The organism is Streptococcus canis (assembly GCF_900636575.1).
Classification (GTDB): domain Bacteria; phylum Bacillota; class Bacilli; order Lactobacillales; family Streptococcaceae; genus Streptococcus; species Streptococcus canis.
In genome coordinates, this window is record NZ_LR134293.1 from 1,170,378 (window position 1) to 1,184,677 (window position 14,300).

14 protein-coding genes and 1 CRISPR repeat array are annotated in these 14,300 nt (G+C 40.5%); of the genes, 13 read left to right on the forward strand and 1 reads right to left on the reverse strand.

Features of this window, described 5'->3' with window-relative positions; translation table 11 throughout:
- The first annotated feature begins 4 nt into the window (after nt 1–4).
- From cas7c to EL097_RS06080, 12 genes are all read left to right on the forward strand, one after another.
- Complete coding sequence (gene cas7c, locus EL097_RS06020) at nt 5–853, forward strand: type I-C CRISPR-associated protein Cas7/Csd2 (RefSeq protein WP_003044511.1); 849 nt, start codon at nt 5–7, stop codon at nt 851–853.
- A 1-nt stretch (nt 854) separates the two neighbouring features.
- A complete protein-coding gene (gene cas4 / locus EL097_RS06025) occupies nt 855–1,529 on the forward strand; it encodes a CRISPR-associated protein Cas4 (RefSeq protein WP_003044509.1) in 675 nt (224 codons plus the stop codon).
- Nucleotides 1,526–2,551, forward strand: a complete 1,026-nt coding sequence (gene cas1c / locus EL097_RS06030; protein WP_003044508.1) for a type I-C CRISPR-associated endonuclease Cas1c — start codon at nt 1,526–1,528, stop codon at nt 2,549–2,551. The genes cas4 and cas1c overlap by 4 nt, the downstream gene beginning before the upstream one ends.
- Before the next feature lie 10 nt (nt 2,552–2,561).
- On the forward strand, nt 2,562–2,855 hold the full coding sequence (gene cas2, locus EL097_RS06035) for a CRISPR-associated endonuclease Cas2 (RefSeq protein WP_003044506.1): 294 nt from the start codon (nt 2,562–2,564) through the stop codon (nt 2,853–2,855).
- A 148-nt stretch (nt 2,856–3,003) separates the two neighbouring features.
- Nucleotides 3,004–3,436: direct repeats of the CRISPR family, unit length 32 nt; unit sequence GTCTCACCCTTCATGGGTGAGTGGATTGAAAT.
- A gap of 189 nt (nt 3,437–3,625) precedes the next feature.
- Complete coding sequence (locus EL097_RS06040; RefSeq protein ID WP_003044500.1) at nt 3,626–4,585, forward strand: Gfo/Idh/MocA family protein; 960 nt, start codon at nt 3,626–3,628, stop codon at nt 4,583–4,585.
- A gap of 1,217 nt (nt 4,586–5,802) precedes the next feature.
- The gene (gene ccdA2 / locus EL097_RS06050) at nt 5,803–6,513 is read left to right on the forward strand and encodes a thiol-disulfide oxidoreductase-associated membrane protein CcdA2 (RefSeq protein WP_003044496.1); all 711 of its coding nucleotides are present in this window, start codon (nt 5,803–5,805) and stop codon (nt 6,511–6,513) included.
- Between the two features lie 12 nt (nt 6,514–6,525).
- A complete protein-coding gene (locus tag EL097_RS06055; protein WP_003044493.1) occupies nt 6,526–7,149 on the forward strand; it encodes a TlpA disulfide reductase family protein in 624 nt (207 codons plus the stop codon).
- Between the two features lie 41 nt (nt 7,150–7,190).
- Nucleotides 7,191–8,297: a peptide-methionine (R)-S-oxide reductase MsrB gene (gene msrB, locus EL097_RS06060; protein WP_129544991.1), complete on the forward strand. Its 1,107-nt coding sequence runs from the start codon at nt 7,191–7,193 to the stop codon at nt 8,295–8,297.
- Nucleotides 8,298–8,384: 87 nt separating this feature from the next.
- Nucleotides 8,385–9,125 carry a response regulator transcription factor gene (locus tag EL097_RS06065; RefSeq protein WP_003044488.1) on the forward strand — a complete coding sequence of 247 codons (741 nt, stop codon included), beginning with the start codon at nt 8,385–8,387 and terminating at the stop codon, nt 9,123–9,125.
- On the forward strand, nt 9,122–10,861 hold the full coding sequence (locus tag EL097_RS06070; protein WP_003044484.1) for a cache domain-containing sensor histidine kinase: 1,740 nt from the start codon (nt 9,122–9,124) through the stop codon (nt 10,859–10,861). Before EL097_RS06065 ends, EL097_RS06070 begins: the two co-directional genes overlap by 4 nt.
- 65 nt (nt 10,862–10,926) lie before the next feature.
- Complete coding sequence (locus tag EL097_RS06075) at nt 10,927–12,024, forward strand: MmcQ/YjbR family DNA-binding protein (RefSeq protein WP_003044481.1); 1,098 nt, start codon at nt 10,927–10,929, stop codon at nt 12,022–12,024.
- A gap of 3 nt (nt 12,025–12,027) precedes the next feature.
- Nucleotides 12,028–12,732 (forward strand): B3/B4 domain-containing protein, encoded by a 705-nt coding sequence (locus EL097_RS06080; RefSeq protein WP_003044478.1) that lies wholly within the window; start codon nt 12,028–12,030, stop codon nt 12,730–12,732.
- Nucleotides 12,733–12,980: 248 nt separating this feature from the next.
- On the opposite strand, the gene EL097_RS06085 is transcribed toward EL097_RS06080, so the two are convergent.
- The gene (locus EL097_RS06085; protein ID WP_003044475.1) at nt 12,981–13,454 is read right to left on the reverse strand and encodes an arginine repressor; all 474 of its coding nucleotides are present in this window, start codon (nt 13,452–13,454) and stop codon (nt 12,981–12,983) included.
- 142 nt (nt 13,455–13,596) lie between these two features.
- Between EL097_RS06085 and EL097_RS06090 the strand changes: the two genes are divergently transcribed.
- The gene (locus EL097_RS06090; protein WP_003044472.1) at nt 13,597–14,277 is read left to right on the forward strand and encodes a Crp/Fnr family transcriptional regulator; all 681 of its coding nucleotides are present in this window, start codon (nt 13,597–13,599) and stop codon (nt 14,275–14,277) included.
- Nucleotides 14,278–14,300: the final 23 nt, after the last annotated feature.

The following is a 14,300-nucleotide window of genomic DNA, read 5'->3' on the forward strand; positions in this document are numbered from 1 at the left end:
AAAGATGTTGGAACACAAAATTGATTTTATGGTAACCCTTGAAGTAAAAGAAGCAAATGCAAATGGTGATCCCTTAAATGGAAACATGCCTCGTACAGATGCCAAAGGATACGGTGTGATGAGTGATGTCTCCATTAAACGTAAGATTCGTAATCGTCTGCAAGATATGGGGAAACCTATTTTTGTGCAAGCTAATGAACGCATTGAAGATGATTTTCGTTCACTCGAAAAACGCTTTTCACAACATTTTACAGCTAAGACACCTGATACAGAAATTGAAGAAAAAGCAAATGCATTATGGTTTGATGTTCGTGCCTTTGGACAAGTTTTTACTTATCTGAAAAAATCAATTGGGGTGCGTGGACCAGTCTCCATCAGTATGGCTAAGTCCTTGGAGCCAATTGTCATTTCCAGTCTTCAAATTACGCGTAGTACCAATGGTATGGAAGCTAAGAATGAGAGTGGTCGCTCTTCTGATACGATGGGGACAAAACATTTTGTAGATTATGGTGTGTATGTACTTAAAGGTTCTATCAATGCTTATTTTGCTGAAAAGACTGGATTTTCTCAGGAAGATGCCGACGCCATTAAAGAGGTTTTGGTTAGCTTGTTTGAAAATGATGCGTCGTCTGCACGTCCGGAAGGTTCTATGCGAGTTCGTGAAGTCTTTTGGTTTACGCATTCAAGCAAATTGGGGAATGTTTCAAGTGCGCGTGTCTTTGATTTGTTAGAGTATCATCAATCAATAGAAGAGAAAAGTACTTATGACGCTTATCAGATTCATCTAAATCAAGAAAAATTGGCTAAATATGAAGCGAAAGGTTTAACGGTTGAAATCCTAGAAGGACTCTAGTATGGTCTATTCCGAAGATGATTATTTAATGCTATCAGGTATTCAGCATTTCCAATTTTGTAAACGTCAATGGGCGTTGATTCATATTGAGCAACAATGGCTTGATAATGAAGCGACAGCGCATGGGCAGATTCTACATACTAAAGCAGATAACCCTTACATTAAAGAAAAGCGAAAAGATCTTTTGGTCTCACGTGCTATGCCAATTTCTTCTGCAGAACTTGGACTTTCAGGAATTATGGATGTTGTGGAATTTTATAAAGATGATCAAGGTGTGTCGTTGAGGGGAAAACGAGGGAAATGGTTGCCAAAAGTTGTGGAATACAAGCGCGGAAAACCTAAAAAAGATACAAGGGATATGGTCCAGTTGGTGGCTCAGACCATGTGTTTAGAAGAAACGCTAGGCTGTCACATTAACGAAGGTTGTCTTTATTACCATAGTGTCAATCAAAGAGTGACTGTTGAAATGACATCAGATTTGCGTCAAGAGGTGAGGGAGTTAGCCACAGAGATGCATGAGGTTTATCAGAGTCGACTGTTACCTAAGGCGGCTTATTTTAAAAACTGTCAGCTTTGTTCTTTAGTCGATATTTGTAAGCCCAGATTGAGTAAAAAAACAAGGAGCGTGTCACGTTACATCAATGAGGCTATGACCAAGGAGGAGATGAACCTATGAAAAAACTGCTGAATACCTTGTATTTGACGCAAGAAGACTTTTATGTCACCAAAGAGGGTGATAATATTGTCATTAAGCAAGAAGGGAAGGTTCTCAAACGGTTTCCGTTTCGGATTATTGACGGCATTGTCTGTTTTTCTTATTTAGGGGTGTCACCTGCTTTGGTAAAATTATGTACGGAAAATCAGATTAATTTATCATTTCATACGCCACAAGGCCGTTTCTGTGGTCGCTATATTGGTTCAACCAATGGGAATGTGTTATTGCGTAGAGAACATTATCGTTTATCTGATCGTGAGGAATCTTTGGAATATGCGAAGCGATTTATTTTGGCTAAAATTTCCAACTCAAGGAAATACTTGCTGCGCTTTAAACGAGATCATCGTCAACAGATTGATACCACGCTTTTTGAGGCTGTTAATGACGAATTGATATGGGCCTTAGAGATGGTTCAGGCTGCAGATAATAAAGACTCTTTGAGAGGGATTGAAGGCCAAGCTGCTAATCAGTATTTTCGTATTTTTAATGATTTGGTGCTGACGGATAAAAAAACATTTCACTTCCAAGGTCGGAGTAAGCGACCGCCCTTAGACTGTGTTAATGCCCTTTTGTCTTTTGGTTACAGTTTACTGACCTTTGAATGTCAATCTGCCTTGGAAGCTGTCGGTTTAGATAGTTACGTTGGTTTCTTTCACACAGATCGTCCTGGGCGTGCCAGTTTAGCGCTTGATTTAGTTGAAGAGTTCCGCTCATATATTGTTGATCGTTTTGTCTTTTCATTGATTAATAAAGGACAACTTCAGAGAAAACACTTTGAGGTTAAAGAAAATGGTAGCATTTTATTGACGGAAAATGGCAGAGCTATTTTTATTGATTTGTGGCAGAAGCGTAAGCATACTGAGGTAGAACATCCTTTTACAAAAGAAAAAGTAAAACTGATGCTATTACCCTATGTGCAAGCGCAGCTTTTAGCTAAGGCCATACGAGGAGATTTAGAAAGCTATCCACCTTTTATGGTTTAGGAGATGTTATATGATGGTTTTAGTTACTTATGATGTAAATACTGAGACATCGGCTGGTAGGAAAAGATTACGTCATGTTGCCAAACTCTGTGTGGACTATGGGCAACGTGTTCAAAATTCTGTTTTTGAATGTTCTGTGACACCCGCAGAATTTGTGGATATAAAACACCGCTTAACACAGATTATTGATGGGGAAACTGATAGTATTCGCTTTTATTTATTGGGTAAGAATTGGCAGAGGCGTGTGGAAACACTTGGTCGCTCAGACAGCTATGACCCAGATAAAGGTGTCTTATTATTGTAAAAACGTTTAGTGCGACTCGAGGTTTCACAGAAAAACCTAGCTTGCTCGCGCAAAAATAACTTAAAAAAGAATCGAAATGGAGATAAAAAGGTTTAAAATGCCTCTGTATTCTCCAGCCGTTTCTCTATAAACTGTGTCATTTGGCGCAGTCTCACCCTTCATGGGTGAGTGGATTGAAATGCTGAGCAGGCACAAAATAATGCCGTTTCTTATGTCGTCTCACCCTTCATGGGTGAGTGGATTGAAATAAATGATGCCTTAAAAAATCACGTTGATAGTGATGTCTCACCCTTCATGGGTGAGTGGATTGAAATTTGCTATTTTGATAGTACTATAATAACATGTAAAGTCTCACCCTTCATGGGTGAGTGGATTGAAATTCTTACAACTACTACGACCACGCAGCTTCCGCTGGTCTCATCCTTCATGGGTGAGTGGATTGAAATTTTTTGTTTTGATTACATTCTCGGTATGTCTATCCGTCTCATCCTTCATGGGTGAGTGGATTGAAATTGCGTATTTTACCGTGCTTTTTTGCCTTCTGTCGGGGTCTCACCCTTCATGGGTGAGTGGATTGAAATATCAGTTGTTGTGCTACCTTTTGGTGCAGAAGCCTGTCTCATCCGTCATGGGTGAGACGATAGACTCCTATGTTTTTGGCAGTTCTGTTTTGTGATTTTCTCTGTTCACAAGTTTCCAACTGTTTTGTCTCTACTTTTTCTGTCCTATATGCTATAATATGCCTAAATAACTATGGTAAAGGAGTTAGGATGACTAAGGTTCGGTATGGGATTGTGTCGACAGCGCAGGTGGCCCCTCGTTTTATTGAGGGTGTACGCTTTTCGGGCAATGGCGAGGTTGTGGCGGTGTCTAGTCGGTCACTTGATAAGGCAAAGGCTTTTGCGGCAGCGCATCAGTTACCTAAGGCTTATGGTAGTCTTGATGACATGTTGCTGGATACGTCGATTGATGCTATTTATGTGGCAAGTATCAATCAGGATCATTTTCCTACAGCTAGGAAGGCTTTGCTGGCAGACAAGCATGTTCTCGTGGAAAAACCGTTTACCTTGACAACCGCTCAGGCTGAAGAGCTCTTTGCCTTAGCGCAGGAGCGTGGCTTATTTTTGATGGAAGCTCAGAAGGCTGTCTTTATTCCCATGACACAGCATGTAAAATCCCTCATTGCTGCTGGGGAATTGGGTGATATTGTATCGGTTTCATCAACAACGGCCTACCCAAATATTGATCATGTGACTTGGTTTAGAGATTTGGAAAAAGGAGGTGGAACGGTACATTTTATGGCTCCTTATGCCCTTTCTTACTTATCTTATCTCTTTGATGCTGATATTGTGTCGGCTAGTGGGGTGGCTCATTTTCCCGAAGGGCAAAGCGATAGCCAATCCAAGCTGGTTTTGGCCTTATCCAATGGGATTTTAGTGGATATTTTTCTGACTACTCATCTCAACTTACCCCATGAGTTGGTGATTTATGGGACCAAGGGGCGGTTGGAAATTTCTCATTTTTGGAAAGCTACGCATGCCACCTTGATCAGACCGGATGGCAGTCGTACCGTTATTGAAGAGACCATGTCTAGTGACTTTGAAGCAGAAGCTTATCATGTTAGTCAGATGATTTTAGAAGGTCAATTGACTAGTCCAGTGATGACCAAAGACTTGACCTTATCAGGTATTCGACTGATTGAAGAACTTTACCATTCTTGGGGGAAATAATGAATCAGTTCTGAAAATGCTTCGATCATCTGACTTGTTTATTTCTGCTGTTTGAACCATAAGAGGTATAAGATACCCAACGGAGATTTGCCCTGTCAAAACTGTCTCACACGCCAATTCGGCTATCACATTAATCAATCTTGAGCACCTTACAGAGCAAGACAAGGAAAAACTTATTTCAGAAGGTCTCTTTGACGCTGAGGTCTTTGATCATGCCAGAGATAAAAATGAACTGTCTTTTATGGAGGAATCCTAAGGTAAGTTAACGGTTGTTTTTCAGATTTTAGATGAGCAAAAAAGCCGTCCCTCCCAACTATAATTCCACGTATTCTTTCTATTCCTTTCTTTCTAAGCGACAAAGCGCTTTATCTGTTAGAGCAACAATGAAGCATGTCTTTAATAGAAAATCTTGTTGAGCAGCATTCTCTTAAATACCCGGTTTTCCAATTATTAACAGCATTTATCAAGCAATATGATTCTTTGCTGGATAAGATAGCGCAGCAGAGGGGTAAGCCCATTGAGTCGTACGTCAAAAAACCAATAAGACCAATCTTGAAAGGCTGGCTAATTCGCAAAGTGGAACGGTTTATATTTTGATGGAAGCTAAGCAAAAGGAACAAATGTTGGCAGAATTAAAAGACATGCCTGGCTAACAGAATCTGCAAGAAGATGACGCAGAGCTGCTCCGTGATGCCATGATTGAGGCTAGGCAGCTGTCCAATATCTGTGATTTAAATACACGAGTGTTCAATGAAATTTCTTCTTTATGTAAAATGTTCTGAGTAATAATTTGGACAATAATGTGACCAGTTTGTCGATTTTTCGATAGCCATTTCCATCACTGCCATGGTTACGAGTTTTTATGGCATGAATGTGAAGTTTCCCTTTGCTAAAGTGGATAGCGTCTGGCTTCGGAGTGTACTGGCTACTAGCCTAATTGCCTTGCTCATTATGGTATCGTGTACTGGTACGTGCACAAAAGGAATCACAATGCTTTTAAGCGAGTTTAAGGTGTCACCTACTCTACTCTGGTGGTATTGCCATCGACGGCAGTGTTAACGATAAAGGATAGCATCAAACAACTTTAGGGAGTTTCTAAGGTTGTTTTTTTCTTTTTATAAAATAGCGTATCAAATTCAAGTTTTTGCATGTGTCAGTCTATGGTTTGCTGTCTTGGTTTCAAGTAAACTAAAAGTAACTTAAGAGAGGAGTTGCTTATGACACTATCACTTGTATTAATGGCATCGGTTTTTGCGGCAGGGTTGTTATCTTTTTTCTCTCCTTGTATCTTCCCAGTTCTCCCAGTCTATTTAGGCATTCTACTGGACGCAGATGATTCGAGAGCCATAACTATCTTTGGAAAAAAACTCTATTGGTATGGCATTGTCAAAACCTTGGCCTTTATTTTTGGTTTATCTACTATTTTTGTGATTTTAGGTTATGGGGCCGGTTTTTTAGGAAATATCCTCTATGCTGCCTGGTTTCGCTATGTGTTGGGAGCCTTAGTCATTATCTTGGGGATTCATCAGATGGGTCTTATTACCATTAAGAGTTTGCAATTTCAAAAATCATTGACTTTCCACAATAATAAGAACCGTAATGGTTTGTTAAATGCTTTTATCCTTGGTTTGACTTTTAGTTTTGGCTGGACGCCTTGTGTGGGACCTGTTTTGAGTTCTGTCCTAGCTTTGGTGGCGTCAGGGGGAAATGGAGCCTGGCAAGGCGGTGTTTTGATGATTATTTACACCCTTGGATTGGGAATTCCTTTCTTGCTCATCTCTTTTGCATCAGGCATTGTCTTGAAACATTTTAACAAACTCAAACCCCACATGCTTTTACTGAAAAAAGTGGGTGGGGCTCTGATTATAGTCATGGGAATCTTGCTCATGACGGGAACATTAAATAACTTAGCACAATTTTTTGGATAAAGGAGAAACGTAATGAAAAAAGGACTATTAGTAACAACTGGTTTGGCTTGTCTTGGTTTGTTGACTGCTTGCTCAAGCCAAGACAATATGGCTAAAAAAGAAATGACTCATGATAAAATGAGCATGGCAGCTAAAGAGAAAGATAAGATGTCCATGTCAAAGGACAAGTCCATGATGACAGACAAACCATCTGATAAGAAAATGATCAATGATGGCTCTATGGCACCTGATTTTGAACTCAAAGGCATAGATGGCAAAACCTATCGATTATCAGACTTCAAAGGTAAAAAAGTTTATTTGAAATTTTGGGCGTCTTGGTGTTCAATCTGTCTGTCAACCTTAGCAGATACCGAAGATCTTGCTAAAATGTCAGATAAAGACTATGTGGTCTTAACAGTCGTCTCACCAGGTCATCAAGGGGAAAAATCAGAAGCAGACTTTAAAAAATGGTTCCAAGGAACAGACTACAAGGACCTACCAGTCCTCTTAGACCCAGATGGCAAACTATTGAAAGCTTACGGTGTCAGATCTTACCCAACAGAAGTCTTTATTGGAAGCGATGGGGTTCTTGCTAAGAAACATATTGGTTATGCCAAAAAATCAGACATCGAAAAGACCCTTAAAGGCATTCATTGAGGAGGACTAGCTGATAGGCATTAGAAAAAGGAGTTGATGGTATGGAACACAAATGGAGATTATTGCTATTTATCGTTGGAGTGGTCTTGTTAATAGGCGGAGCTTCTGTTCTCATTCAGAGAGGTCAAGCCAAGGCTTTTAGTCAAGGTAAGCCTCAATTACCAGCCAAAAAGGTCAAAGCTTCTCAAATGGATCCCAATGCTCCTGTTGATCAAAAAGTGATTTACCTTGCGGGTGGCTGTTTCTGGGGCGTTGAAGAATACTTCTCCCAAGTTGATGGTGTCCTAGATGCGGTGTCAGGCTATGCCAATGGTAGAGGAGATACCACTAATTACCAGTTAATTCATCAGACCGGTCATGCGGAAACTGTCGAAGTGACTTACAATGCAAACCGTATTAGCTTGAAAGAATTATTGCTACATTACTTTAGAATCATTGACCCAACTAGTATTAATAAACAAGGAAATGACCGCGGCAGTCAATACCGAACTGGGATTTACTACACTGACAAAGCAGATTTAGCTGTTATTGATGAAGTGTTCAAAGAAAAAGCTAAGGATTACAAGAAGAAAATTGTGGTTGAAAAAGCGCCATTGAAACACTTTATTAAGGCTGAAGACTACCATCAAGATTACCTCAAGAAAAATCCAAATGGCTACTGCCACATTGACATCAATCAAGCGACTTATCCTGTGATTGATGAAAGCAAGTACCCAAAACCAAGTGCCGCAGAGATTAAGGCCAAGCTATCTGCAGACGAGTACCGAGTGACACAAAAAAATGAAACAGAAAGAGCCTTTTCAAACCGCTACTGGGATTCTTTCGAAGCAGGGATTTATGTTGACGTTGTGACTGGTGAGCCACTTTTTTCTTCAAAAGACAAATTTGAATCAGGTTGCGGTTGGCCAAGCTTTAGCCGTCCGATCAGTCCAGATGTTGTCCGCTACAAGGAAGATAAGAGTTTCAATATGACAAGAACAGAAGTGCGCAGCCGTTCAGGGAATTCTCATCTAGGGCATGTCTTTACTGACGGACCTAAAGATCAGGGAGGTCTTCGTTACTGTATCAATAGCTTATCTATTACTTTTATTCCAAAAGCTGATATGGAAGCTAAAGGCTATGGCTATTTATTAACAGTAGTGGAGTAGGAGGGATCCTAAAAATCTGATATAATGAAAGAAGAAATAGTATGAAAGGGTCATGCAAGACCCTTCAAAAAGATAAGGAGATACCGTGTGTACTCATTGTTAATTGTAGAAGACGAATACCTTGTGCGTCAGGGTATTCGTTCTTTGGTTGATTTTAGCCAGTTCAAGATTGGTCGAGTCAGCGAAGCAGAAAATGGTCAGTTGGCCTGGGACTTGTTTCAAAAAGAGCCCTATGATATTGTCTTGACGGACATCAATATGCCAAAATTAAATGGCATTCAATTGGCGGAGTTGATTAAAGAGCATACACCTCAAACTCATTTGGTTTTTTTGACCGGCTATGATGAGTTTAACTATGCCTTATCAGCCTTGAAATTAGGTGCTGATGATTACTTGCTTAAACCCTTTTCCAAGTCAGATGTGGAAGACATGCTAGGAAAAATCCAGCAAAAGTTAGAACTTTCCCAAAAAACGGAGACTATTCAGGGATTGGTCGAGCAGCCTCCAAAAGAGGTGTCTGAACTAGCCATGGCTATTCATGAGCGATTGGCAGATTCTGATTTGACCCTAAAAAGTTTGGCTCAGCAGCTTGGTTTTAGCCCTAATTATCTTAGTGTGCTGATTAAAAAGGATTTAGGGATGCCCTTCCAAGACTATCTGGTACAAGCACGGTTGAAAAAGGCCAAACTTCTCTTGTTAACCAGTGACCTGAAAATCTATGAAATTGCATGGCAAGTCGGTTTTGAGGACATGAATTATTTTTCACAGCGCTTTAAGCAACTGGTAGGCGTTACCCCAAGTCAGTATAAAAAAGGAGGACGGTCATGAAGCGTTATCCCCTGCTGGTCCAGTTGATTTCTTATGTCTTTGTGATAGTAATTGCCCTCATTACCACACTTGGTTTGCTTTACTACCAGACTAGTTCTCGTAATATTAGGCAATTGATTGAGCGTGATACCCGGCAGAGCATTCGGCAAAGTTCCCAATTTATTGACGCTTACATCAAGCCACTCAAAGAAACGACTTCGGTGCTAGCGAAACATTCAGCGATTCAATCCTTTGCTAGTCAGGCGTATCAAAAAAATGACGAACAGGTTCTTCAGCTCATGAAAATGGTTCTAGCAACCAATTCTGACTTGCAGGCCGCCGTTCTCGTGACCAAAGATGGGCGAACCGTGTCCACCAATCCTCAGTTGACCATGAAAACCTCTAGTGATATGATGGCAGAAACTTGGTACAAATCAGCTATTGACCGTCAGGCTATGCCAGTCTTGACTTCAGCCCGTCAGTCATCTCTTTCCTCTAAAAAAGAATGGGTAGTTTCTGTGACCCAAGAGGTGGTGGATACTGCTGGTCATAATTTAGGGGTGCTAAGACTTGATATTGCTTATCCGACTATTAAAGCGTCTTTAGACCAGCTTCAGCTAGGTCATCAAGGCTTTGCCTTTATTGTGAATGATAAGCATGAATTTGTTTATCATCCCCAAAAGAGTGTTTACAGTTCCTCTAGAGAAATGGCTGCGATGAAACCTTATTTGGCAATAAAAAATGGCTACGCCAAGGACAAATCATCCTTTGTTTATCAAAGGGTTATTCCCAACAGTCAATGGACCTTGGTTGGAGTCGCTTCATTGGATCAACTACACCGCGTACAGCGTCAGATTTTTTGGTCCTTTCTTGGGATAGGTTTGCTGGCCTGTCTGATTTGTGGCTTTGCGACTGTTTTAGTCTTACGGAAGTGGATTCGTCCGATTCGACAATTGCAACAGGTTATTCTTGCTATTCAAAAAGGAGACCGTCAGTTGCGCGCCCAAGAAACAGGTTCCCCAGAATTGACAGACCTTGCCCAACAATTTAATGCTCTCTTGGATCAAATTGATCATCTTATGATTGCCGTTGCGGATAAGGAAAAGGCGATTGGTCAGTACCGATTACAAGCTTTGGCTAGTCAGATTAACCCACATTTTCTCTATAATACCTTGGACACTATTATTTGGATGGCTGAATTTAACGACAGTAAGCGTGTGGTGGAAGTGACCAAGTCTCTCGCTAAGTATTTTCGTTTGGCCCTTAATCAGGGGAATGAATACATTCGTTTGGCAGATGAATTGGATCATGTTAGCCAATACCTTTTTATTCAAAAACAGCGCTACGGAGATAAGTTAACTTATGAAGTGCAGGGCTTGGAGGCCTATTCAGACCTCCTTATTCCTAAGCTTATCTTGCAACCCTTAGTGGAAAATGCTATCTACCACGGTATTAAAGAAGTTGATCGCAAGGGAATGATCAAGGTAGTTGTCTCTGAAACGGCTCAAGATTTAATGCTAAGTGTCTGGGATAATGGTAAAGGCATTGAAGATCCTTCACTGACCAATAGTCAGAGTTTGCTGGCTAGGGGAGGGGTGGGCCTTAAGAATGTTGATCAGCGGTTGAAGCTTCACTATGGTGAAGGCTATCACATGACTATTAATAGCCGACCAAACCAGTTCACAGAGATTGGTCTGCTTATTCCAAAAAGTAAGGACTTAAGAGCAGATGCTAGACCAGAAAGAATGTCGACATAAAATGAGTAACTGAAAGCCGTTAGTCTATTAGTTAGTGAGGATAAGCATAAGCGAGAAAGGATAAGATGAGTTTAGCTTCTGAATATTTTAGCCAGCAAGTTCCCCTAGTGGATAAGCTTTTGGATTATGGTTTTGAGAAACAAGGCGGCCATTACTTCTATAAAGAATGTTTTATGGAAGGAGAATTTGAGGCACAAATTTGGATTGATGAGGCTGGTAACATCTGGGACCGAGTTATTGATTGTGATTTGAATGATGATTACCTCCCTTTACAGCAGGCGAGCAGGCACAGCACTTATACTGGACAAGTTAGGGCTGCCTATCTGGAACTGTTGGCGTGTTTATCAACCTTCTGCTTTGAGGCCAGTCCTTTCCAATCAGCTCAGGCTAATAGTCTGGCGGAGAGGATTAACAAGGAATGGTCAGATCCAATGGACTATCCTTTTGATGGTTATCCTGACTTTGCAACTTATCGAGTGGCAGGCAAATGGTATGTGATGATTTTTCCACTCTTGGCTGATAAATTAGACCAGGTTCCAGAACAGGTAAAGGGAAAAATGGTGAATGTGATCAATGTGAAAGTTAATCCCAAAGCCCTGCCAAATTTAATGGAGCAAGAAGGAATTTTCCCAGCATACCACATGTCAAAGAACAACTGGATTAGTATTATCTTGGATGACAAGGTCACTGATGACAAGCTTTGGGCGTTAGTCAGTCAAAGTCGTCAGCTGGTTAATCCCAATGGTCTTTCTAATCCTAATGGCCCTGATTATTGGGTAATTCCAGCCAATCTCAAGTATTATGACATTGATGTGGAATTTGCCGCTAATGATGAGATTTTATGGACTCAAAAAGCTGGTATTGCTTCTGGAGATTTTGTTTTCATATACATTACAGCTCCAGTCAAATCCATTCGTTACGCCTGTCAGGTTTTAGAGGCTGACATTCCTAACCAGGGTTATCGTAAAAATCCTAAGATAGATAAATTAATGCGATTGCGCAAATGTAACCAGTATAAAGATGGTCTGTTGTCATTTGATGTGATGAAGGCATACGGGATTGCTGCAGTGAGAGGACCAAGACGATTAAGCCCTCAATTAATTGCATTTTTAAAGGAAAAAGAGTATCTTAAAGGAAACAATAAAGGAACCAAAGGAGAATAAGAGATGGTTCAATTTATAGCAGATCAAACGTTTTGGGAACTTTTTCCTGATGCCAAACTAGGTGTGGTTCTATTGAAGGATTATCAAAACCAGAGTGAATCACCAGAAACTATTAAACAGCTCTTAGCTGATAGCCATGTTGCAGCAAAAGCTTATTTAACAGCGGATAACTTTAGCGATAATGACGTGGTTCAAGTTTACCGTAGAGCCTATCAACGGTTTAAAACGAAAAAAGGGGCGCGCTCTAGCATTGAAGCTCTTCTCAAACGAGTGGCCAACGGTCGAACCATTCCATCTATAAATCCGCTAGTGGATATCTATAATGCTGCTAGCCTACGTTTTGGCCTGCCAGTAGGAGCAGAAGATAGTGATCGTTTTGTTGGGGATTTGCGTCTTACTGTTACAGATGGCGGAGATGATTTTTTACTAATTGGCGATGAGAAAAATAACCCAACCTTACCAAATGAACTTTGTTATAAAGATGACATTGGAGCAGTTTGCCGTTGCCTCAACTGGCGAGATGGCGAACGGACCATGGTGACGGAGCACACCAAAAATGCCTTTTTAATTATCGAAGCCTTAGACCCAGAAGGTCAAAAGCGCTTACAAGAAGCCCTTGCGTTTATTGAGGGCAGTGCGAAAATGTACCTTGGTGCGATTACTTCAGTTCAGATATTGGATAAAGAAACCCCTCATATAACCTTGTAACAATATGAAAAGCCCCCGCTTGTTTAAGGAAGCGGGGTTAAGTGTCGTCTTTTGAATTTGTCAAGAAAACAGATGACTCTCCTTAGAGAAAGTAGATACTGATTGAAGACGTCAAAAAAGGCTGGGACAAAGAAGTCCACAACCTTTAGGGTGGCTTGGTAATCTCATGCCTACCAATAGTGGTTGACAGGAGTTGAAAGCCCTAATTTCTGAAAAGCTGGACGCTACAAGCTTATAACAGGTGCGTCTTATTTATTACTAAAGAAGAATGGCGGTGTATAATGGCTAAGGGTCTCGTAGCAAGCTTTAGCCTGCTCATTATCTTCACAGACAATCAAGCAAGTGTCGTCTCCGCAAACGGTCGCCACGATTTCTGGAATTTGCATGGCATCTAAAATGGAACCAAAGGATTGGGCTAGTCCTGGCAAGGTTTTTAAAATAATCTGGTGTTGAACGACTTTTAACATGACCAGGGCATCTTCCATATAAAAGCGTAGGCGATGTTCCCAACGAGTTTGTGAAATGGCCAAGGCTTCGTAATGCGTGTCGTTTCCGGATGTCACTTTGACTAGATTTAATTCTTTCATGTCACGCGACAAGGTAGCCTGTGTGATTGTAATCCCATTTTTCTGCAAACGCTCTTGCAGTTCCTGCTGAGTATGTATGGTTGTCTCAGAGATGAGGGAACGTATCAGTTGATGGCGCGTCTCTTTCTTATTCATTTTTTGTAATATTCCTTTAACGTAATTTCTAACAAATCGAGTATAACAAAAAGAAGATAAGGTGTAAAGTTTTTAATGAACCGCTTACACAAATGACTATTTTGTGGTAAAATGTAGATGATGTTTAGAAAAGGAGACTTACGTGATTCGAAGAGAAGATTATCAATACCTTAGAAAACTAAAAGATTTTCGTCACTTTTCTATTGAACAATTTGACAAGATTGTCGGACAGATGGAATTCCGAAAAGCCAAGAAAGATCATATTCTTTTTTTTGAGGGGGACAAAAGGGACAAGCTTTTCTTAGTGACGTCGGGTCATTTTAAGGTCGAGCAGTCTGATCAGTCAGGAACTTTTATCTATACTGATTTTATTAGGCATGGTACGATTTTTCCCTATGGTGGCTTGTTTACAGACGACTATTACCATTTTTCAGTGGTTGCGATGACAGACGTCACCTATTTTTACCTACCTGTTGAGCTGTTTGAGGAATATTCCCTCCAAAATCGTCAGCAGATGAAACACCTCTATGGTAAAATGTCTAAACTTTTGGAATTACATGAGTTGAAGGTCCGAAATTTGATTACTTCAAGTGCCAGCTCACGAGTGATTCAATCTTTAGCCATTTTGCTGGTTGAAATGGGTAAAGACAGTGATACCTTACCTTTTCAATTAACCACGACGGATATTGCTCAGATGAGTGGTACTACAAGAGAAACAGTTAGTCATGTTCTCAGGGATTTGAAAAAGCAACAATTGATTACCATGAAAGGTAAGTACTTGACTTATCTTGACAAGGCTTATTTTTTACAATATACAAATTGAACTAAGGGTCAGAAAAACTTATT

Excerpts from the sequence above, each read along its gene's own strand:
- cas1c (WP_003044508.1), top strand. The coding sequence starts at position 1,526 with ATGAAAAAACTGCTGAATACCTTGTATTTGACGCAAGAAGACTTTTAT.
- EL097_RS06075 (WP_003044481.1), top strand. The coding sequence starts at position 10,927 with ATGAGTTTAGCTTCTGAATATTTTAGCCAGCAAGTTCCCCTAGTGGAT.
- cas4 (WP_003044509.1), top strand. The coding sequence starts at position 855 with ATGGTCTATTCCGAAGATGATTATTTAATGCTATCAGGTATTCAGCAT.
- cas7c (WP_003044511.1), top strand. The coding sequence starts at position 5 with ATGTTGGAACACAAAATTGATTTTATGGTAACCCTTGAAGTAAAAGAA.
- EL097_RS06085 (WP_003044475.1), bottom strand. The coding sequence starts at position 13,454 with ATGAATAAGAAAGAGACGCGCCATCAACTGATACGTTCCCTCATCTCT.
- EL097_RS06070 (WP_003044484.1), top strand. The coding sequence starts at position 9,122 with ATGAAGCGTTATCCCCTGCTGGTCCAGTTGATTTCTTATGTCTTTGTG.
- cas2 (WP_003044506.1), top strand. The coding sequence starts at position 2,562 with ATGATGGTTTTAGTTACTTATGATGTAAATACTGAGACATCGGCTGGT.
- msrB (WP_129544991.1), top strand. The coding sequence starts at position 7,191 with ATGGAACACAAATGGAGATTATTGCTATTTATCGTTGGAGTGGTCTTG.
- EL097_RS06040 (WP_003044500.1), top strand. The coding sequence starts at position 3,626 with ATGACTAAGGTTCGGTATGGGATTGTGTCGACAGCGCAGGTGGCCCCT.
- EL097_RS06080 (WP_003044478.1), top strand. The coding sequence starts at position 12,028 with ATGGTTCAATTTATAGCAGATCAAACGTTTTGGGAACTTTTTCCTGAT.
- EL097_RS06055 (WP_003044493.1), top strand. The coding sequence starts at position 6,526 with ATGAAAAAAGGACTATTAGTAACAACTGGTTTGGCTTGTCTTGGTTTG.
- ccdA2 (WP_003044496.1), top strand. The coding sequence starts at position 5,803 with ATGACACTATCACTTGTATTAATGGCATCGGTTTTTGCGGCAGGGTTG.